Below are 21,328 nucleotides of genomic sequence, written 5' to 3'. Positions count from 1 at the left end.
CGCCCACAGGCTTCCGCAATGAAAAAGGCCGCCCGCGGGCGGCCTTTTGCACGTTCACGCTGCACGCAACGTCCTACTGGCCCACCTGACGGAAGGTGTTGCGGCCGGCCCGCTTGGCTTCGTACATGGCCTCGTCGGCCCGCCTGAGCAGGGTCTGGGCGTCCTCCCCGTCCTCCGGATAGAAGGCCAGGCCGGCGCTGGCGGAAACCAGCAGTTCCCGCCCCTCCAGCACCACCGGCCGGCTCATTTCCGCCACCACCTTGGCCGCCACCTGGCGCCCGTCCTCCACCGCCGCCAGGTCCTCCAGCACCAGCACGAACTCGTCGCCGCCCAGGCGCGCCACCGTATCCACCGCCCGCACCGAGCGTTGCAGGCGGTCCGCCAGCACCACCAGCAACTGGTCACCCACGGCATGGCCATGCTCATCGTTGATCGGCTTGAAACCGTCCAGGTCGATCAGCAGCAGGGCCAGACGGGTGCCGTTGCGCCGCCCCACCGCCAAACCGTGGCTGATACGGTCGTCGAGCAGCAGACGGTTGGCCAGCCCGGTCAGAGGATCGTGCCGCGCCATGCGCTGCAACTGCTGCTCGTTGGCCAGCAGGCGATCGTTGGCGGCGGCCAGGTCCCGGGTCCGTTCCGCCACCCGGGCCTCCAGCAGTTGCTCATTGCTGCGCAGGGCGTTGACCAGGTCCTGCTTGCTGTGGAGAGCCTCGCCCTGGGCCAGTTCCCGGGCCAGGCGCTCGGCCTGGATGCGGTCGGCCAGGGCAAAGGAGAGCAGCAGCATCTCCAGGGCCGAACCGATCTGCATGCCGTAGGAAGTGAACAGGGTGGTGGGTAGCCAGCCCAGGTTGCGCAGGGCCATCATGCCCACACCCACCAGCAGCAGGGACCAGGCCAGGAGGAAGTAGCGGGCTCCCGGGTGGCGCCGCAGCTGGGCATGGACGCCCACCGCCACGGCCACGGCGGAAAAGGCGGCGCCCAGCAGGGAGGTGAAGATGGCGGCCCAGCGGTAAGGCAGCAGGGCCGGACCCAGAGCGGCCGCGGCAAAGCCGGCGGCCAGGGCCAGGATCAGCTTGTCGGCCCGGGGATTGCTGTGCCGGGTATTGAGGAAGAGGCGGGTAAAAATGGCGCCGAAGAAGCCGGTGGCGGCAAAGCCCGAGGGCAGGGCCACATTGCCCCAGGCGGGGAAGGCCGGCCAGATGTATTCGTTGCCCAGACCGTTGAGGGACAGCTGGCCCACCGCCATGCTCACGGCGAAGGCCACATAGACCAGATAGATGCGCTCCCGCAGGGCGAAGAAGAGCAGCAGGTTGTACAGACCCAAGGCCAGCAGCATGCCGTAGTAGAGGGAGAAGCCGGCGTAGGCATCCTGGTTGTGCAGGCGGAAGGCATCCGGCGTCCACAGGGTCAGGGGCAAAGTCAGGCTGCCCTCCGACTCCACCCGCAGATAGAGGGCGAGGGACTCGCCGGGCCCCAGCTCCAGGGGCAGCACCAGATTGCGGTTGGGATAGGGGCGTTCGGCAAAGGGCAGGCGGTCCCCGGTTAATTGGTAGTCGACGCGGCCGTCGGCCCGGGGCAGGAACAGCTCCACCCGGTCGAGGGAGGGAAAGGCGATCTCCAGCAGCCACGGGCTGGAACGCTGCAGGCGGGACTCCAGGGGAATGCGCAGCCAGAAGGCGGAAGAGGAATAGCCGAAGTTCAATTCGCCCAGGGCATGGGCCGGCGCGAAGCGGCCAGCGGCGGCGGCCTGCCGCACGGCGGCCATGTCGAGCTTGCCGCCCGGGTCTTCCAGCACTTCCACGTGGGGCACCAGGGCAAAGCTGCCGTCGTCCTGATCCAGCACCAGGGGATGGGCCCGGACGACGGCAGGCAGCAGGAGCAGGAAAAACAGGAGGGCCTGCCACAGCAAGGCCGGGCGGTCTCTGGGAGCCGAGGGGGAGTGGAACACGGATGTCTCCGCTTGTATTTATGCCCGCATTCTAACCACAGACGTCCCCGGGCAGAGGAGTAAAATGCCCCATCCACCGATCCTTCCGCCCCTGCCATGAGCGTTGCCCCGCCCTCCCCCTCCCAGCGTCAGGCCCGCAGCCGTTACCAGCGGGGCATGCTGGCCTGGCTGCAACAGCCGGGGGACCCGGCCGGACTGCCGGAGATGCGGGCCGCGGTGCGCCACCTGGAAGCTGCCGCCGGCGGCGACTTCGCCCCCTTCTGGCACAGTGCCGAAGTGTTCCTGCGCGCCATCTCCGACGGCACCCTGGCAGTGGATGCGGAATCCCGCCGCCTCTGCGCCCGCATCGACCTGCAGATGCGGGCCGCCCTGAATGGCAGCGAAGCCCCCGAGGGCGGCCTGGCCGAGGAACTGCAGCAGTGCATCCGCCAGGGTGCCGGCCAGCTGCCGCCGGTGACCGAACTGATTTCCCTGATGGCCAAGCCCGAGGCCCCGGACCTGGACGCTGAGGCGGTAGCTGCCTGGAGCGCCGCCGGCAACGCCGCCGTGGCCGCCTGGAACGGGCGCGGCAGCGGCGATCTGGCGCCCTTCCGGCGGGCCCTGATCGACCTCTGCGCCGCCGCCATGAGCCTCAACCTGCCGGAGACCCTGCACCTGGCCGAATCCCTGGCCGGCGTCGGCGACCTTCTCGACGCCCCGGAGGCGGCGGAGGATCCCTATCTGCGCGCCGCCATCGCCGCCGCCCTGGAACTGCTCGGCGACACCCGGGACCTGGGCCTGCCGGTCTTCGCCGAACGGGTGGCCCACGTCGCCCAGCGCCTGGCCGAATGTCGGGAAAGCCAGCGTCCCGCCGTCTCGCCCACCCTGCTGCGCCTCTTTGCCGGCGAAATCGGCGAGCAGGCGGCCCTGATGCGGGAGGAACTGGCCTGCCTGGAACCGGATGGGGAAGCCCTGGCCGAATCGGCCCACTGCCTGGCGGACCACGCCGCCCACCTGGAACTGGACAGTGCCGAAGCTCTGGCCCAGGGTCTGGCGGCGGCCATCGTCCGGGCCCAGGCTGGCCACGGTTTCGACCACCCGGAAGTCCGCGAGGCCCTGGAAGCGGCCCTGGCCGAACTGGACACCATGGCCGACTTTCTCCTGGTGGCCCAACCCCTGCCCGAAGCCACGGACATCCTGGAAATCCTGGCCCAGGTCTGACGCGGCACCGCGTCTGCCGCCACCGGCCTCCCTCCCTCGCCGTAATATCCATGTAAGCAACAGGGTATTTACTGGCCTTGCCGGCCCGCCGCCAAACGGCGTAGGCGGGCAGCCAGTCCAGGGAGAAAAAAAATGAACCAGATGCCGCTAGTACCGCCCGGCAGGGACACCCTGCCCAGGATCGAACGCCTGCTGCGCCGCGAGTTGGCGCTGTTCTTCACCCTGTGCGCCCTCCTCGGCGCCTTCCTGGCCTACGGCGCCCTGCGCACCCTGGCCTCGCCCTCCGCCCCGCCCCATCCCGTGCTGCAGGCCCGGGCCGACGTCCGGCCCTAAAAAAAAGGGCCGGTAGAACCGGCCCTTGGGCAATCCTGCCGCCGTCACCTGCGGGCGACGGCGGGCGGGATGAGGCGGCAGCCGCCGCTTATTCGAACTCGATGATGATTTCGTCCACCGACAGGCTGGAGCCGGCGGTGACGGAGATCTTCTTCACCTTGCAGTCCTGTTCGGCCTTGAGGATGTTCTCCATCTTCATGGCTTCGATGACGGCCAGCTTCTCGCCGGCCTTCACTTCCTGACCGACGGCGACGGACACTTCGCGCAGCAGGCCCGGCATGGGGGACAGCAGGAACTTGGAGAGGTCGGGAGCGGCCTTTTCCGGCATGAGGGCCAGCAGTTCGGCGGCGCGGGCAGACATCACCATCATGTCGGCGCGGGTGCCCCAGTGGAACAGCTGGTAGGTCATGCGGTGGCGTTCCACCTGCAGGGTGAATTCCTCGCCGTTGCAGGTGCCGTTGAACAGGGACTGACCCTGGCGCCAATCGGAGAGAAGCTCGTACTTCTCGCCGTTGTAGGTCACCAGATAGCCGCCCTCGATGGGCTTGGCCACCACGGGGTGACGTTCGCCGTTGCGGATCACCACCCACTCGTCGCCCACCTTGCGCTCGTGGCCCGGCAGCTGGCCGGAAACCTGGGCAGCGCGGTCGATGTAGCGGCGATGCACGAAGGCGGCGACGCCGATCAGCAGGGCCGGATCATCGTGGGGCACCATGGAGGCGTCGAAGCCCTTCGGGTATTCCTTGGCGATGAAGCCGGTGTCGAAGATGCCGGACTGGAAGCGGGCGTGCTGCATCAGGGCAGCCTGGAACGGGATGTTCGAGGAGATGCCGCGGATGACGAAGCCGTTCAGGGCGTCACGCATGCGGGCGATGGCCTGCTCGCGGGAAGCGCCGTGCACGATCAGCTTGGCGATCATGGAGTCGTAGTACATGGAGATTTCGCCGCCGTCGTAGACGCCGGTATCCACACGCACCTGACCGTCCACCTCGGCCGGCGGCTGGAACTTCACCAGACGGCCGGTGGAAGGCAGGAAGCCGCGGAAGGGGTCTTCCGCGTTGATCCGGCACTCCATGGCCCAGCCGTTGATCTGCACGTCAGCCTGGGTCAGGGGCAGCTTCTCGCCGTAGGCGACGCGGATCATCTGTTCCACCAGGTCGAGGCCGGTGATCAGTTCGGTGACGGGGTGCTCCACCTGCAGACGGGTGTTCATCTCCAGGAAGTAGAACTCCTTGGTGGCACCGGAGACCACGAACTCCACCGTACCGGCGGATTCGTAATTCACGGCCCGGGCCAGGGCCACGGCCTGTTCGCCCATGGCCTTGCGCATCTCGGGATCGACGAAGGGGCTCGGTGCCTCTTCGATGACCTTCTGGTGACGGCGCTGGATGGAGCAGTCGCGCTCGTTCAGGTACACGTAGTTGCCGTGAGAGTCGCCCAGCACCTGGATTTCGATGTGGCGGGGTTCCAGCACGTACTTCTCGATGAAGACGCGGTCGTCGCCGAAGGAGTTGCGGGCTTCGTTGACGCAGGAGGAGAAGCCTTCGTGGGCTTCGGCGTCGTTGTAGGCCACGCGCAGGCCCTTGCCGCCGCCGCCGGCGGAGGCCTTGATCATCACCGGGTAGCCGATCTTCTTGGCGATTTCCACAGCGGCGTCGGGGCCGTCGATGGCATCGTTGTACCCGGGAATGGTGTTGACCTTGGCTTCGATGGCCAGCTTCTTGGACTCGATCTTGTCGCCCATCTTGGCGATGGAGTAGTGCTTGGGACCGATGAACTTGATGCCTTCCTCTTCCAGGCGGCGGGAGAACTCGGCGTTCTCGGAGAGGAAGCCGTAGCCGGGGTGCACCGCCTCGGCGCCGGTCTGCTTGCAGGCGGCGATGATTTTGTCGGCGACCAGGTAGGATTCCTTGGAAGCGGCCGGGCCGATGCAGACGGCTTCGTCGGCCATCTCCACGAACAGGGCGTCCTTGTCGGCCTCGGAGTAGACGGCGACGGTCTTGATGCCCATCTTGCGGGCGGTCTTGATGACGCGGCAGGCGATTTCGCCGCGGTTGGCAATCAGGATTTTCTTAAACATGTTTTAGTCCTTCCCGTCGCTTACAGCGGAATGTTGCCGTGCTTGCGCCACGGGTTGTCGAGTTTCTTGTCACGCAGCATGGCCAGGGAACGGCAGATCCGCTTGCGGGTCTCGTTGGGCATGATGACGTCGTCGATGAAGCCACGGGCACCGGCCACGAAGGGGTTGGCGAACTTGGCCTTGTATTCGGCTTCGCGCTCGGCCAGCTTGGCGGGGTCGTTCTTCTCTTCGCGGAAGATGATTTCCACGGCGCCCTTGGGGCCCATCACGGCGATTTCGGCGCTGGGCCAGGCCAGGTTCACGTCGCCGCGCAGGTGCTTGGAGGACATCACGTCGTAGGCGCCACCGTAGGCCTTGCGGGTGATCAGGGTGACCTTCGGCACGGTGCATTCGGCGTAGGCGTAGAGCAGCTTGGCGCCGTGCTTGATAATGCCGCCGTACTCCTGGGAGGTGCCGGGCATGAAGCCGGGCACATCCACCAGGGTCACCACGGGGATGTTGAAGGCGTCGCAGAAGCGCACGAAGCGGGCAGCCTTGATGGAGGACTTGATGTCCAGGCAGCCGGCCAGCACCAGGGGCTGGTTGGCGACGATGCCGACGGGGTGGCCATCCATGCGGGCGAAGCCGGTGATGATGTTCTTGGCGTAGTCCGGCTGGATTTCGAAGAAGTCACAATCATCAACCATCTTGATGATCAGTTCCTTCATGTCGTAGGGCTTGTTGGCGTTGTCCGGCACCAGGGTGTCGAGGGAGAAGTCCAGACGCTCGGCAGGATCGTTGGTCTTCTGCACCGGGGGCTTTTCCCGGTTGTTGGCGGGCAGGAAGTTCACCAGGCGACGCAGGTAGTTCAGGGCTTCCACGTCGTTTTCGAAGGCCAGGTCGGCCACACCGGACTTGGTGGTGTGGGTCACGGCGCCGCCCAGTTCCTCGGCGGTCACTTCTTCGTGGGTCACGGTCTTCACAACTTCGGGACCGGTGACGAACATATAGGAGGAATCCTTCACCATGAAGATGAAGTCGGTCATGGCCGGGGAATACACGGCGCCGCCGGCACAGGGGCCCATGATCATGGAGATCTGGGGGATCACGCCGGAGGCCATAACGTTGCGCTGGAACACGTCGGCGTAGCCGCCCAGGGAGGCAACGCCTTCCTGAATACGGGCGCCGCCGGAGTCGTTGAGGCCGATCACGGGAGCGCCGACCTTCATGGCGTGGTCCATGACCTTGCAGATTTTCTCGGCGTGGGTCTCGGAAAGGGAGCCGCCGAAGACGGTGAAGTCCTGGGAGAACACGAAGACCAGACGGCCGTTGATGGTGCCGTAGCCGGTGACGACGCCGTCACCCGGGTTCTTGGTCTCGGCCATGCCGAAGTCGGTGCAGCGGTGCTCCTTGAACATGTCCCATTCCTCGAAGGAATCGGGATCGAGCAGCAGCTCGAGGCGTTCGCGGGCGGTCAGCTTGCCCTTCTTGTGCTGGCTGTCGATGCGCTTCTGGCCACCGCCGAGGCGGGCGGCTTCGCGCTTTTTCTCCAGCTCGTGAATGATGTCGTGCATGTGGACTTCTCCCAATGGGTCGAAACAGGGTCGAAAGGTTTGAAACGTTATTCGGATGGCGAATCGGTTCGCAGGTCGCCCAACAGCTTGTAAGCCGCCGCGGCCGGCGTGGTGCGGCCCTGGGTCACCGCTTGGGAGAGCCCGGGCAGGTCCCGGCGCACCGCCGGGTGGTTACGGAAATACTGGCGCAGGCCGGAATCGATCAGGCTCCACATCCAGTCGATGGACTGGCGCTGGCGCCGGGCCTCGAACTCGCCGGTGGGCGTCAGGGCCTGGCGGTACTTTTCCACCTGGGCCCAGAAGTCGCCGATGCCTTCCTTGTGCAGGGCCGACAGGGTGATCACCGGCGGTGCCCAGTTGGGGCTGGCGTGGCGCAGCATGTGCAGGGCGTTGTTCCACTGGGCCCGCACCACCTGGGCGGCCCGGGGGTCGATGTCGGCCTTGTTGATGACCACCATGTCGGCGATCTCGACAATGCCTTTCTTGATGGCCTGCAGGTCGTCGCCGGCATTGGGCAGCTGCAGCAGGCAGAACATGTCCACCATGCCAGCCACCGTGGTCTCGGACTGGCCGACGCCGACGGTCTCGACGATGATCACGTCGAAGCCGGCGGCCTCGCACAGCAGCATGGCTTCCCGGGTCTTTTCGGCGACGCCGCCCAGGCTGCCGGCGGAGGGGGACGGCCGGATGAAGGCCTCCTCGCGCTGGCACAGGGTTTCCATGCGGGTCTTGTCACCCAGGATGGAGCCGCCGGAGACGGAGGAGGAAGGATCCACCGCCAGCACGGCCAGGCGATGGCCCCGTTCGATCAGGTGGATGCCCAGGGCTTCGATGAAGGTGGACTTGCCGGCGCCGGGGACGCCGGAAATGCCGATGCGGATGGCCTTGCCCGTGTGGGGCAGAAGGGAGGCGAGCACCTGCTGGGCCCGCACCTGATGGTCGGCCCGGCTGGACTCGATCAGGGTGATGGCCTTGGCCAGGGCCCGGCGCTGACGCGCCAGGACCCCGTCCACCAGGGCCTGGTCGGCCCCGGCGAGGGAGTGCTGCCCCACCGTGGAGGCTTCCGACATCTGCATCGTCAAGGCTTAGCCGCGGGACTTGCGGATTTCTTCCAGGACGCGCTTGGCGGAATCCTCGATGCGGGTGCCGGGGCCGAAGATGGCCTTGGCGCCGGCAGCGTAGAGGGTGTCGTAGTCCTGGGCAGGAATGACGCCGCCGGCGAAGACGATGATGTCGTCGGCACCCTGTTCCTTGAGGGAGTTCACCAGGGCCGGCAGCAGGGTCTTGTGGCCGGCGGCCAGGGAAGAGACGCCGATGGCGTGCACGTCGTTTTCCACGGCCTGGCGGGCGGCTTCTTCCGGGGTCTGGAAGAGGGGCCCCATGTCGATGTCGAAGCCCAGGTCGGCGAAGGCGGTAGCTACCACCTTGGCGCCCCGGTCGTGGCCGTCCTGGCCCAGCTTGGCGATCATGATGCGCGGGCGACGGCCTTCTTCTTCAGCGAACTTGGCGATGTCGGCCTTGATGGTTTCCCAGCTTTCCTGTCCTTCCACGACGCCTCCATATACACCGGAAATGGTCTGGTTGTTGGCGCGGAAGCGGCCGAAGATCTTTTCCAGGGCATCGGACACTTCGCCCACGGTGGCGCGTAGGCGCATGGCCTTCACGGTCAGGTCGAGCAGATTGCCCTGGCCGGACTCGGCGGCCTGGGTCAGCGCTTCCAGGGCGGCCTGCACGGAAGCACTGTCGCGGGTCTCGCGAATCTTCTTGAGGCGGGCGATCTGGGCTTCGCGCACGGCGTGGTTGTCGATATCGAGAATGTCGATCGCGTCTTCCTTGGCCAGCTTGTATTTGTTCACGCCAACGATGACGTCCTTACCAGAGTCGATGCGCGCCTGCTTGTCGGCGGCGCAGGTTTCCACCTGCATCTTGGCCCAACCGGATTCCACGGCCTTGGTCATGCCGCCCATGGCTTCGATTTCCTGGATGATGCTCCAGGCCTTGTCGGCCATGTCCTGGGTCAGCTTTTCCATCATGTAGGAACCGGCCCAGGGGTCCACCACGTTACAGATGTGGGTTTCTTCCTGGATGATGAGCTGGGTGTTGCGGGCGATGCGGGCGGAGAACTCCGTCGGCAGAGCGATGGCTTCGTCCAGGGCGTTGGTGTGCAGGGACTGGGTGCCGCCGAAGACGGCCGCCATGGCCTCGATGGTGGTGCGCACCACGTTGTTGTACGGGTCCTGCTCGGTGAGGGACCAGCCGGAGGTCTGGCTGTGGGTCCGCAGCATGAGGGACTTGGCGCTCTTGGGATTGAACTGGCTCATGATGCGGTGCCACAGCATCCGGCCGGCGCGCATCTTGGCGATTTCCAGGTAGAAGTTCATGCCCACCGCCCAGAAGAAGGACAGGCGGCCGGCGAAGGCGTCCACATCGAGACCGGAGGCGATGCCGGTGCGCACGTATTCCATGCCGTCAGCCAGGGTAAATGCCAGTTCGATGGCCTGGTTGGCCCCGGCTTCCTGGATGTGATAACCCGAGATGGAAATCGAGTTGAACTTGGGCATGTGCTGCGCGGTGTAGCCGAAGATGTCGGAGATGATCTTCATCGACGGCTTGGGCGGGTAGATATAGGTATTGCGGACCATGAACTCCTTCAGGATGTCGTTCTGGATGGTGCCGGACAACTGTTCCTGGGAGACGCCCTGCTCTTCGGCGGCGACGATGTAGCCGGCCAGGATGGGCAGCACGGCGCCGTTCATGGTCATGGAAACGGAAATCTTGTCGAGGGGGATGCCGTCGAAGAGGATCTTCATGTCCTCGACGGAATCGATGGCCACGCCGGCCTTGCCGACGTCGCCCAGGACCCGGGGATTGTCCGAGTCGTAGCCGCGGTGGGTGGCCAGGTCGAAGGCCACGGAAACGCCCTGGCCGCCGGCTGCCAGAGCCTTGCGGTAGAAGGCGTTGGATTCTTCAGCGGTGGAGAAGCCGGCGTACTGGCGGATGGTCCACGGCCGCACGGCGTACATGGTGGCCTGGGGGCCGCGCAGATAGGGGGCGAAGCCGGGCAGGGTGTCGGCGTAGGGCAGATCCTCCACGTCCTTCTTGGTGTACAGGGGCTTGACGGTCAGGCCTTCCGGCGTGATCCAGTTGAGCGCATTGACGTCGCCGCCGGGAGCAGACTTGGCGGCGGCCTTGGCCCAGGCGTCCAGGTTGTCGGAATTGGGCAATTGGGGCTTGGATGCGTCGGCAGACATGTCAGACCTTTCTCGGTACACCCGCCGCATGCCAGGGGCGCTGCGACGGCTAGATTTTCGATTCTACGCCGCCCAAACAGGCGGCGGGGAAGGGCTTGCTAAGGGAGCGCCGGCAGCCATGAACCCGCTTCTCGGCCAGCTTGACATCCCGAGCCCTGGATAATACTGTATCCATAATTATGAATGCAATACTTGCCAACTGGGCTATAATTGCGCCCTGCTTGCAGCTTTCGTAATGCTTGGCTTATTACGTAACGCATAGGGCAAAGACACCAGACTCTGCGTCCGGATTTTCTATATCCTGCTGAATTTCTGTCCCACCGATCGTTCATGAACGCCATCCGTATCGCCCAGCCCGCCCTCTACGAAGAAGTGGCCGAGCGCCTGCGTCAGCGCATCTTTTCCCATGAACTGCCGCCCGGCACCTGGATCGACGAGCAGGCCCTGGCCGAAGACTACGGCATCTCCCGCACCCCCCTGCGCGAGGCCCTGAAGGTGCTGGCCTCCGAAGGCCTGGTGACCCTCAAGCCGCGCCGCGGCTGCTACGTCACCGAGCTGTCCGGCGGCGACATCCAGGAAATCTTCCCCATCATCGCCATGCTGGAAGGCCGTTGCGCCTACGAGGCCACCCAGAAGGCCACCCCGGCCGACGTGGCCCGCCTGCAGGCAATCCAGGACATCCTGGAAAAGGCTGCCGCCACCACCAACATTCCGGCCTACTTCGAGGCCAATCAGAACTTCCACCTGACGCTCTGGGAAATTGCCGGCAATCGCTGGCTGCTGCAGGTAATCCAGGATTTGCGCAAGGTCCTCAAGCTGACCCGCTACCAGTCCCTGTCCGTGGACGGCCGCCTGAAGAAGTCCATGGAAGAACACCGGGAACTGCTGGCCGCCATCACCGCCAAGGACCCGGACCTGGCCGAGAAGGTCATGAAGAGCCACCTCATCGCCGGCAGCGAAGCCATGGCCAAGGCCACCAGCCGCTGAGCCGCGCCAGCCGCACACCCCGGGGCTGCCTGTGCAGCCCCTGTTTTTTTCCACCCCCGCCTTGAAAGAACCGCCATGTCCGGACGCATTCTCGTCTCCCGTGACGGCGACATCGCCACCGTCACCCTCTCCAATCCGGAGAAGCTCAACGCCGTTAACTACGCCATGTGGTGCGACCTAGCCACCGCCATGGCCGAACTCTCAGCCGACTCCAGCCTGCGCTGCGTCGTCCTCACCGGGGCCGGCGAAGCCTTCGCCGCCGGCGGCGACATCGAGGAATTCCTGGTCAAGCGCACCAATCTGGAACAGGCCCTGCACTACCACGACAAGGTGGGCGCCGCCCTGGATGCGGTGCGCGACTGCCCCCACCCCACCGTGGCCCTGATCCGGGGCGCCTGCGTCGGCGGCGGCCTGGAGATCGCCGGCAACTGCGACCTGCGCATCGCCGGCGAAGGAGCCAAGTTCGGCGCCCCCATCAACAAGCTGGGCTTCTCCATGTATCCGGGCGAGATGTCCGGCCTGCTGGCCCTGGCCGGCCCCGCCGTGATGTCCGAGATCCTGCTGGAAGGGCGCATCCTCTCTGCCGCCGAGGCCTACGCCAAGGGCCTGCTGACGCGGGTGGTGGCCGATGCCCAGCTGGAGGACGAAGTCACCGCCACCGCCCGCCGCATCGCCGCCGGCGCGCCCCTGGTGGCCCGCTGGCACAAGCAGTGGATGCGCCGCCTGGCTTCCGGCGCGCCCCTGACCCAGGAAGAAAAGGCCGCCTCCTTCGCCTTCCTCGACACCGCCGACTACAAGGAAGGCCTGGACGCCTTCCTGGCCAAGCGCAAACCCGCCTTCAAGGGCTGCTGATCAACAAACTGCGCTGGCCGCCGGCAACGGCAAAAAGAAAAAGCCCCGGGAAACTCCCGGGGCTTTTTTATGACGCTGACGCTGCAGCTAGCGCTTAGTGGTTGCTGGCGCCGGCGGCACCCAGACCGGTCTGGGCACGCACGTACTGGTCGTCGAAGGCTTCGACCTCGCGCTTGGCCTGGGCGCTGGTATCCAGCTTGGAGACCACGAAGGCGATGAGGAAAGCCAGGGGCATGGAGAACAGGGCCGGCTGGTCGTAGGGGAAGATGGCCTGGGCCTTGCCCAGCACGGTCACCCACACGGCCTTGGACAGCACCACGAAGACCACGGCGGCAGTCAGGCCGCAGATGGTGCCGGCAATGGCGCCCTTGGTGGTCAGACCCTTCCAGTACATGGAGAGGATCAGCACCGGGAAGTTGGCAGAAGCAGCGATGCCGAAAGCCAGACCGACCATGAAGGCCAGGTTCTGCTTTTCGAACATGATGCCCAGGCCGATGGCAGCCAGACCGATGAAGATGGAGGCGATCTTGGACACCTTCAGTTCGGAACCGCCCTTGGGCTTGCCCTTGCAGATCACATTGGCGTAGATGTCGTGGGAGATGGCGGAAGCGCCGGCCAGAGCCAGGCCGGAAACCACGGCCAAGATGGTGGCGAAGGCCACGGCGGAAAGGAAGCCGAGGAAGATGTTGCCGCCGACGAACTTGGCCAGGTGCATGGCCACCATGTTGCCGCCGCCGATCATCTTGCCGCCGACGTTGCCGCCTTCGAAGAACTCGGGGTTGGTGCCGACCAGAACGATGGCGGACATACCCAGCAGCACCACCACCAGGAAGAAGAAGCCGATGAAGCCGGTGGCCACGAACACGGACTTGCGGGCCTGCTTGGCATCCGGCACGGTGAAGAAGCGCATCAGGATGTGGGGCAGGCCGGCGGTACCGAACATCAGGCCTAGGGACAGGGACACCGCATTGACCGGATCGGCCAGCAGGGAACCCGGGCCCATGATCTTGGTGCCGTCCTTGTGCACTTCGGTAGCCTTGGTGACCAGGGTTTCGAAATCGAAACCGAAGTGGGACATGGCCAGCAGCATCATCAGGGTGCCGCCGCCAAGCAGCAGACAGGCCTTGATGATCTGCACCCAGGTGGTGGCGATCATGCCGCCGAAGGTCACATAGACCATCATCAGCACGCCCACCACGACCACGGCCACCTCATAGTCCAGGCCGAAGAGCAGCTTGATCAGCTGGCCGGCGCCGACCATCTGGGTGATCAGGTAGAACAGCACCACGGTCAGGGAGGAGATGGCAGCCACCGTCCGCACCTTGCTCTGATCGAGACGGTAGGAGGTGATGTCGGCAAAGGTGAAGCGGCCCAGGTTACGCAGGCGCTCGGCCATCAGGAACAGGATGATGGGCCAGCCGACGAAGAAGCCGACGATGTAGACGAAACCGTCATAACCCTTGGCGAACACCATGGAGGTCAGACCCAGCAGGGTGGCGGCGGACATGTAGTCGCCGGCAATGGCCAGGCCGTTCTGGAAACCGGTGATGCCGCCGCCGGCAGTGTAGAAGTCGGCGGTGGACTTGGTGCGGTTGGCGGCCCAGTAGGTGATGCCCAGGGTGGACAGCACGAAGGCCACGAACATGGCGATGGCAGCCACGTTCAGGGGCTGCTTTTCAGCCTCGCCGACGGTGCCGGGACCGGCATAGGCGGCACCGGCGGCCAGCAACAGGCCCAGCAGGGGCAGGAAGCGGGACAGGTTACGCATTATTGGGCCTCCTTGGTGGCTTCCTTGATCAGTTCGGCGTTGATTTCGTCGAACTTGCCGTTGGCGCGATGCACGTAGAGGCCGGTCATGACCCAGAAAAGCAGCATCATCAGGGCGGCGATGGGCCAGCCGATGGTGGCGATACGGCCTTCGCCCAGGGGCGAGGCCAGCAGGGTGGGATTGAAGGCGACCACGGCCATGAAGCCGTAGTACAGGATCAGGACCACGGCAGACAGGGTCCAGGCGAAGCGGCTGCGGGTGGCAACCAGCTTGTCGAACTTCGGATTGTTGCGAATCCGTTCGTAGGCAGCGCTGCTCACGAGTGTTCTCCTCAGTTTGAGTATTTGTTTAGGTCGGCAGAAAAGACCGACTCCCCCTCTACCCAGCCCTCCCGGCGGGTTTTCCCCAATGTGGGAAACCCGTATTGCGTCCGGGAACGGACATGGATTACGCAATGATATAACAGTTACGCAAATTTCCATACCCGCCCGTATGTCGCGGCGCAAAAACAAAAAAGGGCCCGCAGGCCCTTTCCATATGCATCAAGGTCGGCAAGCCGCCATCTACATGACGCCATGCAACATCTTGGCTGCCAGCAGCACTAGCACACCGGCGAAAATCCGCTTCAGGGTCGCCACCGGCAGGCGATGGGCCAGACGCGCCCCCACCGGGGCCGCCACCACGCTGCCCGCCATCACCCACAGCAGGGCCGGCAGATAGACGTAACCAACGCTCCAGGCCGGCAGGCCGGCCTCGCCCCAGCCGTTCCAGATGTAGCCCAGGGTGCCGAAGAAGGCGATGGGCAGGCCGAGGGCCGCCGAAGTGCCGATGGCGTTGCGCACCGGCACGTTACACCAGGCCAGGTAAGGCACCGTCAGGGAGCCGCCGCCGATGGCCACCAGGGAAGAGAGGGCGCCGATGACCCCGCCCGCCAGCCCCAGGCCGGCCGGGCCGGGCAGTTCCCGGTGGGGTTTCGGCTTGAAGTTCAACGCCATCTGCAACGCCACGCAGGAAATGAAGCAGGCAAAGAACAGGGCCAGGCCCTGGGTGGAAATGCGCGCGGCGAGCTGGGTGCCCAGCACGGTCCCCACCAGCACCCCCGGGGTGAAGGAGCGCAGCGTGTCCCACATCACGGCGCCATGCTGGTGGTGGGTGCGCAGGCTGGAAATGGCGGTGAAGATGATGGTGGCCATGGAGGTGCCGAGGGCCAGGTGCAGCATCTGCTCCGGCGGGAACTGCTGGCCGGCGAAGATCATGGCCAGCAGGGGCACCATCACGGCGCCGCCGCCGATGCCCAGGAGGCCGGCCATGAAACCGGCAAAGAGGCCCAGACCCACATAGGCCAGCCACCAGAAATCAAAAAGCATCGTTCAGCTCCATCAACTTGCGGGTAATGAATTGCCACTCTTCCGCCGTCACCGGGGTGATGGACAGGCGGCTGCCCTTTTGCAGCACTCCCATGGCCGCCAGGGCCGGATGGCAGCGCAGCTCGGTCAGGGGCACGAAGCGCCCGCGGGCGACGAAGGCCACATCCACGTTGAGCCAGCGGGGCTGCCCGGGCGAGGATTTGGCATCGAAATAGGGACTTGCCGGATCGAACTGGGTGGCATCGGCGTAGGCGGCGGACGCCACCTGGCCCAGGCCGGCGATGCCCGGCACGGCACAGCCGGAATGGTAGAAGAGCACGCCGTCGCCCAGCTTCATGGCATCGCGCATGAAATTGCGGGCCTGGTAGTTGCGCACGCCGAACCAGGGCACCCGGCCGAGACGGGCTAGGTCATCGATGGACACTTCGTCCGGCTCGGATTTCATCAGCCAGTAAGCCATGGGCGAACAGGGGAAAAGAGGGGCCACAAAAGGAAACAGCGCGGTGGATTGCTCGCACCGCGCTGCTGTATTAGGCCCCCGCCTGTGCCGTTAGGCCGGCATCCTGAACCTGAGTTCAGAGTGGTCGCTTGCCGTCCGCATCAGGTGCACCCGACGAAGGGCGCTCACAACAGCGGATGAGTGGTTCGCGGCCGATGCCAATTAGCATTGGTTCAAGGAATATATGGCCTTGACGAACACCGCAGGGGACAATCGGCGGAAACTTTTGCTGGTGCGGCCAAGAAGGCTTCAGAACAAGGGTTCCTGGCCTTGGAGGGCCGCGTCCAACTGTGTTTCCATGGCTCCGATTCTACGCTGAAAGTCAGAGCCGTCAACGGGGGTTTCAGGATTTTCTGCGGGGCTCTCCGCCTTCCCGGCGGAAAGCAGTTCGTGGGCGATATTCAGGGCCGCCATGACCGCCACGCGCTCGGCGGCAGCAGTCTTACTTTTGGCTGCGATGTCCTGCATCTTGCGGTCCACATAGGCGACGGCAGCCAGCAGCGCTTCCTGTTCGCCGGGCGGACAGGCCACCCGGTATTCGCGGCCGAGGATGGCCACGTCGATGAAATTGCCGCTCATGCCTTGCCCTCCTCCGGCAACTGCTCGGCCAGCGCCTCGAGGCGGGCACGGGCCGCCTCCATGCGCTCGACCAGACGCAGGCGCTCGTCTTCCGCGCTGGCCAGTCGGGCGCGCAGTTCCTGGTTCTCGGCCCGCAGGCTGTGGCAGAGGTTGACCACCTGCGCCACCTTGCCCTCGAGGGCATCCAATTGCTTAGTCATAGGCGCGAACTATAGAGGCCAAAAACACGCAAGGTCAAGGACTAAGACCATATTTTGAATGTGTTTTATGCCAAAGCGCCCAGGCGCCGGCCTCGCCATACAGGCAGGTATGGAGTACCATCCGCCCCCGTTGTTCCACCAGGGACAACGCTCCGCGTCAGGTGCCGCGGGAGGAGTCCTCCTCCGCGGTTAAACGGGAAACAGGTGCGCGCCGCCAGCAGCGGCGCAATGCCTGTGCTGCCCCCGCAACGGTAAGGAAGTGCGGGTCCATCACGATGCCACTGGGTCACCCCCGGGAAGGCGATGGATCAAGACTTCCGAGCCCGGATACCGGCCTTGCGCATCGCTGGAAAGCAGCGGGTCGTCTCACTCGCTTGTCACTCCCCTGCTTTCCTCATTGCAACCTGCCCAGCGGGGACGCTCGGGCATGGCAGAAGGAATCCATCATGCAAGCCACATCCCGTTACCAGGCGCTGACCGCGGCGCTGACTCTGGCCCTACTTCCGACGGCCCACGCCGAATCCCAGACCCTGGACCCCGTGCTGGTCACCGCCACCCGGACACCGATGCGAGCCAATGAACTGCTGGCCGACACCACCGTCATCACCCGGGAGGAAATCCAGCAAAAGGGGCAGGTGACCCTCGCCGAAGTCCTGTCGAGCGTGCCTGGCATTTTCATCACCGAAGGCCAGCTGCCGGGAAAGCAGAGTTCTTTCTTCATCCGCGGCACCAATTCCGGTCATGCCCTGCTCCTGGTGGACGGTATTCCCCTGACTTCGGCCACCCTGGGAGAGGCCCCCTTCGACATGATTCCGGCCCAGGAGATCGAGCGTGTCGAGGTCCTGCGCGGCCCGGCCTCGGCCCTCTACGGTTCGGAGGCCATCGGCGGCGTCATCCAGGTATTCACCACCCGCGGCCAAGGGCCATTGACGCCACGTTTCAGCGCCAAGGTTGGCTCCCACAACACGCGGGAAACCAGCGGCGGAATTTCCGGTGGCAATCAGCTGATTTCCTATGCCCTCTCCGCCAGCACCTTCGACAGCGATGGCATCAGCGCCACCCGGGGACCGCTCTCCAATCCGGACAAGGACGGTTATTCCAGCCGCGCTGCCTCGGCCTCCCTGCAGGTCCGCCCTGCCGTCGGCCACGAAGTCGGCATGAGCTACCTGCAGACGGACAATACCAATCACATGGACGGCAACGTCAATTTCGACGACCGGACCAAGACCTCCCTGTCGTCCTGGAACATCTACAGCCGCAACCGCATCCTCAAGGACTGGACTTCCACCCTGCGCATGGGGGAATCCCGGAATGCCGCCGTCACCTATGAGCCAGCCACCCTGCGCCGCTACGAGACGACCCAGACCACCCTCTCCTGGCAGAACGAAATCACTACCCGGCTGGGGGGCTGGCTGGTGGCCGTGGAAGAACAGAAGCAGTCCATCGACTCCAACCAGACCTACACCCTGAAATCCCGGGATACCCACTCCTACCTGCTGGGCTGGAACCAGCTCTTCGGCAACCACCGGCTCCAGGCCAACACCCGGCGCGACCACATTTCCGGCATCGGGGCCAAGGACACCTGGTCCGCCGCCTACGGCTACCAGTTCACCGAACAGCTGCGGGCCTTCATTTCCCAGGGCACTGCGTTCAAAGCACCCAGTTTCAACGACCTTTACTTCCCCTCCACCTGCTACCCCATCTGGGGCTGCTTCGGCGGCAATCCCAACCTGAAACCGGAAAGCTCCAAGAACACCGAGATCGGCATGGCCTGGGAAAATACCGGCCACGAAGCGCGGGTGGTCTACTACGACAACCGGGTCACGGATCTGATCGACTGGGGCAACACGCCGGACAACATCGGCAAGGCCAAGATCACCGGCAGCACCTGGTCCTATCGTGGCACCTGGCACGATCTTTCGGTCAGCACCGCGCTGGACCTGACGCGCCCCACCGACGAAATCACCGGTAAAGTGCTGCGACGCCGGGCTGAAGAACAATTCACCCTGGCCCTTTCCTACAAACTGGGCAACCTGACCTTCGGTGGCGATATGAAGAGCGTCGGCTCACGTTACGAAGACAAGGAAAACCAGAGCCGCATGGGCGGATTCAGCCTGTTCAACGCCTTTGTCCGCCACCCCCTCGACAAGGACTGGTCCATCGAAGGACAGATCAAGAATATCGGCGACCGACAGTACGAGCTCTACCGCGGCAGCGGCGACACCCAGTTCATGACCGCCGGCCGCACCCTGTTCGTCGGCCTGCGCTACACGCCGAAATAACTCACCAACCATGCCCTCCAGCCGTCGCGCCCTGATCGTCATTGCCCTGCTGGTGCTGCTGGCCGGGGTGAGCCTGGTCGTGGCCCTGGCGGTGGGCAGCATCAGCATTCCCCCCGGCGCCGTTCTGCAGGGGCTGCTCGGCGATGCCGAGGCGCCGGGCTACGCGGTGGTGCATAACCTGCGCCTGCCCCGGGCCCTGGCCGCCTTTGCCTGCGGCGGGCTGCTGGCGGTGGCCGGCTGCCTGATGCAGGTGCTGCTGCGCAATCCCCTGGCCGATCCCTATGTGCTGGGCATCTCTGGCGGCGCCGGGGTCGGCGCCCTGGTGGCCATCCTGCTCGGGCTGTCCGCCTTCGGCATCAACGGCCTCGCCTTCAGCGGCGCCCTGGCCGCCACTTTCCTGGTCTTCGGCCTGGCCCACGGCGACGGCTCGTGGACCCAGACCCGCCTGCTGCTCACCGGGGTCATCGTCGCCGCCGGCTGCGGCGCCCTGGTGGCCCTGATGCTGTCCCTGGCGCCGGAGCACAAGCTGCACGGCATGCTCTACTGGCTGATGGGCGACCTCTCCCAGGCCACCGACGCCCGGCCGCCCCTGCTGGCCCTGGCGGCGGCCCTGCTGCTGGCCCTGCCCTTCGCCCGGGAACTCAACCTGCTGGCCCGGGGCCTGGCCACGGCCCAGGCCCTCGGCGTGGCCGTGGTGCGCCTGCGTCGGCTGGTCTATGTGGTGGCTTCCCTGGCCACCGCCACCGCCGTCACCACTGCCGGCTCCATCGGCTTCGTCGGCCTGGTGGTGCCCCATCTGGTGCGCCTGGCGGTGGGCAACGACCAGCGCCTGCTGCTGCCCGCCTCGGCCCTGGCCGGCGGCGCCCTGCTGGCCCTGGCCGACACCCTGGCCCGCACCGTGGCGGCGCCCCAGCAGCTGCCGGTGGGGGTGCTGACCGCCCTCATCGGTGTGCCCGTGTTCCTCTTCCTCCTCACCCGGGCGCCGCGATGACTGCCTTGCTGCAAGCCAGCCGACTCACCGTGCGCATCGGCGAACGGGAGGTCTGCCGCGACCTGGAGTTGCAACTGCAGCCGGGGGAACGGCTGGCCATCCTGGGACGCAACGGGGCCGGCAAGTCCACCCTGCTATCCACCCTGGCCGGCCTGCGTCCGGCCCAGGGCGGCGAGGTGCGCCTGCAGGGGCGCAGCTATGGCGAACTGGGGCCCCGGGCGGCGGCCCGGCAACGGGGCTGGATGGCCCAGACCCAGGCCGACGCCTTCGCTTCCAGCGTGCTGGAGACGGCCCTGGCCGGGCGCCATCCCCACCTGGGCCGCTGGGACTGGGAATCGGGCGCCGATGCGGAACTGGCCCGGGCCGCCCTGGCCCGGGTGGGGCTGGCCGGCATGGAACAGCGGGAGACGCCTTCCCTCTCCGGCGGCGAGCGCCAGCGCCTGGCCATCGCCACCCTGCTGACCCAGGCGCCGGACCTCTACCTGCTGGACGAGCCCCTGGCCCACCTGGACCTTTCCCACCAGATCACCGCCCTGGAACTGTTCGCCGGCCTGGCCCGGGAGCGGGGCGCCGGCGTGGTGATGGTGCTGCACGACCCGGGCCTGGCCGCCCGCTACTGCGACCGGGCCCTGCTGCTGCAGGGCGACGGCACCTGGGAGAATGGCCCGGTGGCCGAGATCCTCACCGCCGCCCACCTCAGCCGCCTCTACGGCCATCCCCTGCGGGAGGTGGAGGACGGGGGCAGCCGCTGGTTCATCCCCTGCTAACGCCAGCCTTTTCCTCCAGCCGCCCCTTTTCCCTTTTCCCCGATTCCCGGAGTTCCCCATGAGCGACGAGCGCAACCAACGCCACAACAGCCGCATGGCCCGCAAGAAGGAAGTGGTCGACGCCAAGATCGCCCAGGCCAGCCAGGAGCGCGGCGTCCTGCTGGTGCATACCGGCAACGGCAAGGGCAAGAGTTCCGCCGCCTTCGGCGTCCTCGCCCGGGCCCTGGGCCACGGCCACAGCGCCGCCGTCATCCAGCTGGTGAAGAGCCGCTCCGACACCGGCGAGGAAGGCTTTTTCCGGCAGCAGCCCCGGGTGCACTGGCACGTCATGGGCGAAGGCTTCACCTGGGAAACCCAGGACCAGGAGAAGGACCTGCGCGCCGCCCGGGCCGCCTGGGAGCAGGCCTGTATCTACCTCGCCGACCCGGCCATCGACCTGGTGATCCTGGACGAGCTGACCTACGCCTTCAAGTACGGCTGGCTGGAGCTGGATGCGGTGCTGGCCGCCTTCGCCGCCCGCCCGCCGCACCAGCACGTCATCGTCACCGGCCGCGCCGCGCCGGAGGCCCTGGTGGCCGCCGCCGACACGGTCAGCGAAATGGGCATGGTCAAGCACGCCTTCCAGGCCGGCGTCGCCGCCATGCCCGGGATCGAGTTCTGAAGGGCCGCCG

At 65.8% G+C, this 21,328-nt stretch carries 19 protein-coding genes, 1 other RNA gene and 1 riboswitch; of the genes, 8 read left to right on the top strand and 12 right to left on the bottom strand.

The annotated features are described in order from the left end of the window. Positions 1 to 73: 73 nt before the first annotated feature. Positions 74 to 1,948, bottom strand: a complete 1,875-nt coding sequence (locus ACLSSQ_RS01870; RefSeq protein ID WP_416243635.1) for a 7TM diverse intracellular signaling domain-containing protein — start codon at positions 1,946 to 1,948, stop codon at positions 74 to 76. 96 nt (positions 1,949 to 2,044) lie between these two features. On the opposite strand from ACLSSQ_RS01870, the gene ACLSSQ_RS01865 reads away from it, so the two are divergent. Together ACLSSQ_RS01865 and ACLSSQ_RS01860 are read left to right on the top strand one after the other, a co-directional pair. Continuing rightward, entirely contained in the window at positions 2,045 to 3,148 is a 1,104-nt protein-coding gene (locus ACLSSQ_RS01865) for a hypothetical protein (RefSeq protein ID WP_152090376.1), read from the top strand. 132 nt (positions 3,149 to 3,280) lie between these two features. Then, positions 3,281 to 3,481 carry a hypothetical protein gene (locus ACLSSQ_RS01860; RefSeq protein ID WP_014235630.1) on the top strand — a complete coding sequence of 67 codons (201 nt, stop codon included), beginning with the start codon at positions 3,281 to 3,283 and terminating at the stop codon, positions 3,479 to 3,481. 88 nt (positions 3,482 to 3,569) lie between these two features. On the opposite strand, the gene accC is transcribed toward ACLSSQ_RS01860, so the two are convergent. Genes accC through scpA form a run of 4 tightly spaced genes read right to left on the bottom strand, consistent with a single transcriptional unit; the run spans position 3,570 to position 10,365 of the window. Further along, positions 3,570 to 5,561: an acetyl-CoA carboxylase biotin carboxylase subunit gene (accC, locus tag ACLSSQ_RS01855; RefSeq protein ID WP_014235631.1), complete on the bottom strand. Its 1,992-nt coding sequence runs from the start codon at positions 5,559 to 5,561 to the stop codon at positions 3,570 to 3,572. 20 nt (positions 5,562 to 5,581) lie between these two features. Next, positions 5,582 to 7,114, bottom strand: a complete 1,533-nt coding sequence (locus tag ACLSSQ_RS01850; RefSeq protein WP_014235632.1) for an acyl-CoA carboxylase subunit beta — start codon at positions 7,112 to 7,114, stop codon at positions 5,582 to 5,584. Positions 7,115 to 7,161: 47 nt separating this feature from the next. Further along, positions 7,162 to 8,190 carry a methylmalonyl Co-A mutase-associated GTPase MeaB gene (meaB, locus tag ACLSSQ_RS01845; RefSeq protein WP_416244275.1) on the bottom strand — a complete coding sequence of 343 codons (1,029 nt, stop codon included), beginning with the start codon at positions 8,188 to 8,190 and terminating at the stop codon, positions 7,162 to 7,164. A gap of 9 nt (positions 8,191 to 8,199) precedes the next feature. Further along, on the bottom strand, positions 8,200 to 10,365 hold the full coding sequence (gene scpA / locus ACLSSQ_RS01840) for a methylmalonyl-CoA mutase (RefSeq protein WP_416243634.1): 2,166 nt from the start codon (positions 10,363 to 10,365) through the stop codon (positions 8,200 to 8,202). A gap of 330 nt (positions 10,366 to 10,695) precedes the next feature. Here scpA and ACLSSQ_RS01835 point away from each other — a divergent pair, with 330 nt between their 5' ends. Both ACLSSQ_RS01835 and ACLSSQ_RS01830 read left to right on the top strand, forming a co-directional pair. After that, positions 10,696 to 11,352 (top strand): GntR family transcriptional regulator, encoded by a 657-nt coding sequence (locus tag ACLSSQ_RS01835; protein ID WP_205229713.1) that lies wholly within the window; start codon positions 10,696 to 10,698, stop codon positions 11,350 to 11,352. Positions 11,353 to 11,427: 75 nt separating this feature from the next. Beyond that, positions 11,428 to 12,204, top strand: a complete 777-nt coding sequence (locus tag ACLSSQ_RS01830; RefSeq protein WP_416243633.1) for an enoyl-CoA hydratase/isomerase family protein — start codon at positions 11,428 to 11,430, stop codon at positions 12,202 to 12,204. Positions 12,205 to 12,298: 94 nt separating this feature from the next. Here the strand turns inward: ACLSSQ_RS01830 and ACLSSQ_RS01825 are convergent, their stop codons facing one another. From ACLSSQ_RS01825 to ACLSSQ_RS01795, 7 genes are all read right to left on the bottom strand, one after another. Then, entirely contained in the window at positions 12,299 to 13,972 is a 1,674-nt protein-coding gene (locus ACLSSQ_RS01825; RefSeq protein WP_416243632.1) for a cation acetate symporter, read from the bottom strand. Next, complete coding sequence (locus ACLSSQ_RS01820) at positions 13,972 to 14,292, bottom strand: DUF485 domain-containing protein (protein ID WP_014235638.1); 321 nt, start codon at positions 14,290 to 14,292, stop codon at positions 13,972 to 13,974. The genes ACLSSQ_RS01825 and ACLSSQ_RS01820 overlap by 1 nt, the downstream gene beginning before the upstream one ends. Before the next feature lie 243 nt (positions 14,293 to 14,535). Next, complete coding sequence (locus tag ACLSSQ_RS01815; protein WP_416243631.1) at positions 14,536 to 15,339, bottom strand: sulfite exporter TauE/SafE family protein; 804 nt, start codon at positions 15,337 to 15,339, stop codon at positions 14,536 to 14,538. Then, positions 15,329 to 15,799: an EVE domain-containing protein gene (locus ACLSSQ_RS01810; protein WP_416243630.1), complete on the bottom strand. Its 471-nt coding sequence runs from the start codon at positions 15,797 to 15,799 to the stop codon at positions 15,329 to 15,331. Before ACLSSQ_RS01810 ends, ACLSSQ_RS01815 begins: the two co-directional genes overlap by 11 nt. Positions 15,800 to 15,870: 71 nt before the next feature. Continuing rightward, positions 15,871 to 16,050: non-coding RNA, 6S RNA (ssrS, locus tag ACLSSQ_RS01805), on the bottom strand. 37 nt (positions 16,051 to 16,087) lie between these two features. Continuing rightward, positions 16,088 to 16,417 (bottom strand): cell division protein ZapA, encoded by a 330-nt coding sequence (locus ACLSSQ_RS01800; RefSeq protein ID WP_130459812.1) that lies wholly within the window; start codon positions 16,415 to 16,417, stop codon positions 16,088 to 16,090. Continuing rightward, positions 16,414 to 16,617 carry a hypothetical protein gene (locus ACLSSQ_RS01795; RefSeq protein WP_130459811.1) on the bottom strand — a complete coding sequence of 68 codons (204 nt, stop codon included), beginning with the start codon at positions 16,615 to 16,617 and terminating at the stop codon, positions 16,414 to 16,416. The genes ACLSSQ_RS01800 and ACLSSQ_RS01795 overlap by 4 nt, the downstream gene beginning before the upstream one ends. 142 nt (positions 16,618 to 16,759) lie before the next feature. Continuing rightward, a riboswitch (cobalamin riboswitch) is annotated at positions 16,760 to 16,971 on the top strand. Positions 16,972 to 17,063: 92 nt separating this feature from the next. Between ACLSSQ_RS01795 and ACLSSQ_RS01790 the strand changes: the two genes are divergently transcribed. Genes ACLSSQ_RS01790 through cobO form a run of 4 tightly spaced genes read left to right on the top strand, consistent with a single transcriptional unit; the run spans position 17,064 to position 21,318 of the window. Then, positions 17,064 to 18,899, top strand: coding sequence for a TonB-dependent receptor domain-containing protein (locus ACLSSQ_RS01790; RefSeq protein WP_416243629.1), 1,836 nt, complete (start codon positions 17,064 to 17,066; stop codon positions 18,897 to 18,899). A 10-nt stretch (positions 18,900 to 18,909) separates the two neighbouring features. Then, positions 18,910 to 19,890 carry a FecCD family ABC transporter permease gene (locus tag ACLSSQ_RS01785; protein WP_416243628.1) on the top strand — a complete coding sequence of 327 codons (981 nt, stop codon included), beginning with the start codon at positions 18,910 to 18,912 and terminating at the stop codon, positions 19,888 to 19,890. Then, the gene (locus tag ACLSSQ_RS01780) at positions 19,887 to 20,657 is read left to right on the top strand and encodes an ABC transporter ATP-binding protein (protein WP_416243627.1); all 771 of its coding nucleotides are present in this window, start codon (positions 19,887 to 19,889) and stop codon (positions 20,655 to 20,657) included. The genes ACLSSQ_RS01785 and ACLSSQ_RS01780 overlap by 4 nt, the downstream gene beginning before the upstream one ends. Positions 20,658 to 20,715: 58 nt before the next feature. Next, the gene (gene cobO, locus ACLSSQ_RS01775; RefSeq protein WP_416243626.1) at positions 20,716 to 21,318 is read left to right on the top strand and encodes a cob(I)yrinic acid a,c-diamide adenosyltransferase; all 603 of its coding nucleotides are present in this window, start codon (positions 20,716 to 20,718) and stop codon (positions 21,316 to 21,318) included. Positions 21,319 to 21,328: the final 10 nt, after the last annotated feature.

The sequence above is a fragment of the Azospira sp. APE16 genome (genome assembly GCF_047901315.1).
In the GTDB taxonomy this organism is placed as follows: domain Bacteria; phylum Pseudomonadota; class Gammaproteobacteria; order Burkholderiales; family Rhodocyclaceae; genus Azospira; species Azospira oryzae.
Note: the sequence above shows the minus strand (reverse complement) of the source record. Positions and strands in the feature narration are given on the sequence as shown.

What these genes read in the sequence shown, in the direction of transcription:
- ACLSSQ_RS01790 (WP_416243629.1), top strand. Translation starts at nt 17,064, where the DNA reads ATGCAAGCCACATCCCGTTACCAGGCGCTGACCGCGGCGCTGACTCTG.
- cobO (WP_416243626.1), top strand. Translation starts at nt 20,716, where the DNA reads ATGAGCGACGAGCGCAACCAACGCCACAACAGCCGCATGGCCCGCAAG.
- ACLSSQ_RS01810 (WP_416243630.1), bottom strand. Translation starts at nt 15,799, where the DNA reads ATGGCTTACTGGCTGATGAAATCCGAGCCGGACGAAGTGTCCATCGAT.
- ACLSSQ_RS01835 (WP_205229713.1), top strand. Translation starts at nt 10,696, where the DNA reads ATGAACGCCATCCGTATCGCCCAGCCCGCCCTCTACGAAGAAGTGGCC.
- ACLSSQ_RS01815 (WP_416243631.1), bottom strand. Translation starts at nt 15,339, where the DNA reads ATGCTTTTTGATTTCTGGTGGCTGGCCTATGTGGGTCTGGGCCTCTTT.
- ACLSSQ_RS01860 (WP_014235630.1), top strand. Translation starts at nt 3,281, where the DNA reads ATGAACCAGATGCCGCTAGTACCGCCCGGCAGGGACACCCTGCCCAGG.
- accC (WP_014235631.1), bottom strand. Translation starts at nt 5,561, where the DNA reads ATGTTTAAGAAAATCCTGATTGCCAACCGCGGCGAAATCGCCTGCCGC.
- ACLSSQ_RS01780 (WP_416243627.1), top strand. Translation starts at nt 19,887, where the DNA reads ATGACTGCCTTGCTGCAAGCCAGCCGACTCACCGTGCGCATCGGCGAA.
- ACLSSQ_RS01825 (WP_416243632.1), bottom strand. Translation starts at nt 13,972, where the DNA reads ATGCGTAACCTGTCCCGCTTCCTGCCCCTGCTGGGCCTGTTGCTGGCC.
- ACLSSQ_RS01785 (WP_416243628.1), top strand. Translation starts at nt 18,910, where the DNA reads ATGCCCTCCAGCCGTCGCGCCCTGATCGTCATTGCCCTGCTGGTGCTG.
- ACLSSQ_RS01795 (WP_130459811.1), bottom strand. Translation starts at nt 16,617, where the DNA reads ATGACTAAGCAATTGGATGCCCTCGAGGGCAAGGTGGCGCAGGTGGTC.
- meaB (WP_416244275.1), bottom strand. Translation starts at nt 8,190, where the DNA reads ATGCAGATGTCGGAAGCCTCCACGGTGGGGCAGCACTCCCTCGCCGGG.
- ACLSSQ_RS01830 (WP_416243633.1), top strand. Translation starts at nt 11,428, where the DNA reads ATGTCCGGACGCATTCTCGTCTCCCGTGACGGCGACATCGCCACCGTC.
- ACLSSQ_RS01865 (WP_152090376.1), top strand. Translation starts at nt 2,045, where the DNA reads ATGAGCGTTGCCCCGCCCTCCCCCTCCCAGCGTCAGGCCCGCAGCCGT.
- ACLSSQ_RS01850 (WP_014235632.1), bottom strand. Translation starts at nt 7,114, where the DNA reads ATGCACGACATCATTCACGAGCTGGAGAAAAAGCGCGAAGCCGCCCGC.
- ACLSSQ_RS01800 (WP_130459812.1), bottom strand. Translation starts at nt 16,417, where the DNA reads ATGAGCGGCAATTTCATCGACGTGGCCATCCTCGGCCGCGAATACCGG.
- scpA (WP_416243634.1), bottom strand. Translation starts at nt 10,365, where the DNA reads ATGTCTGCCGACGCATCCAAGCCCCAATTGCCCAATTCCGACAACCTG.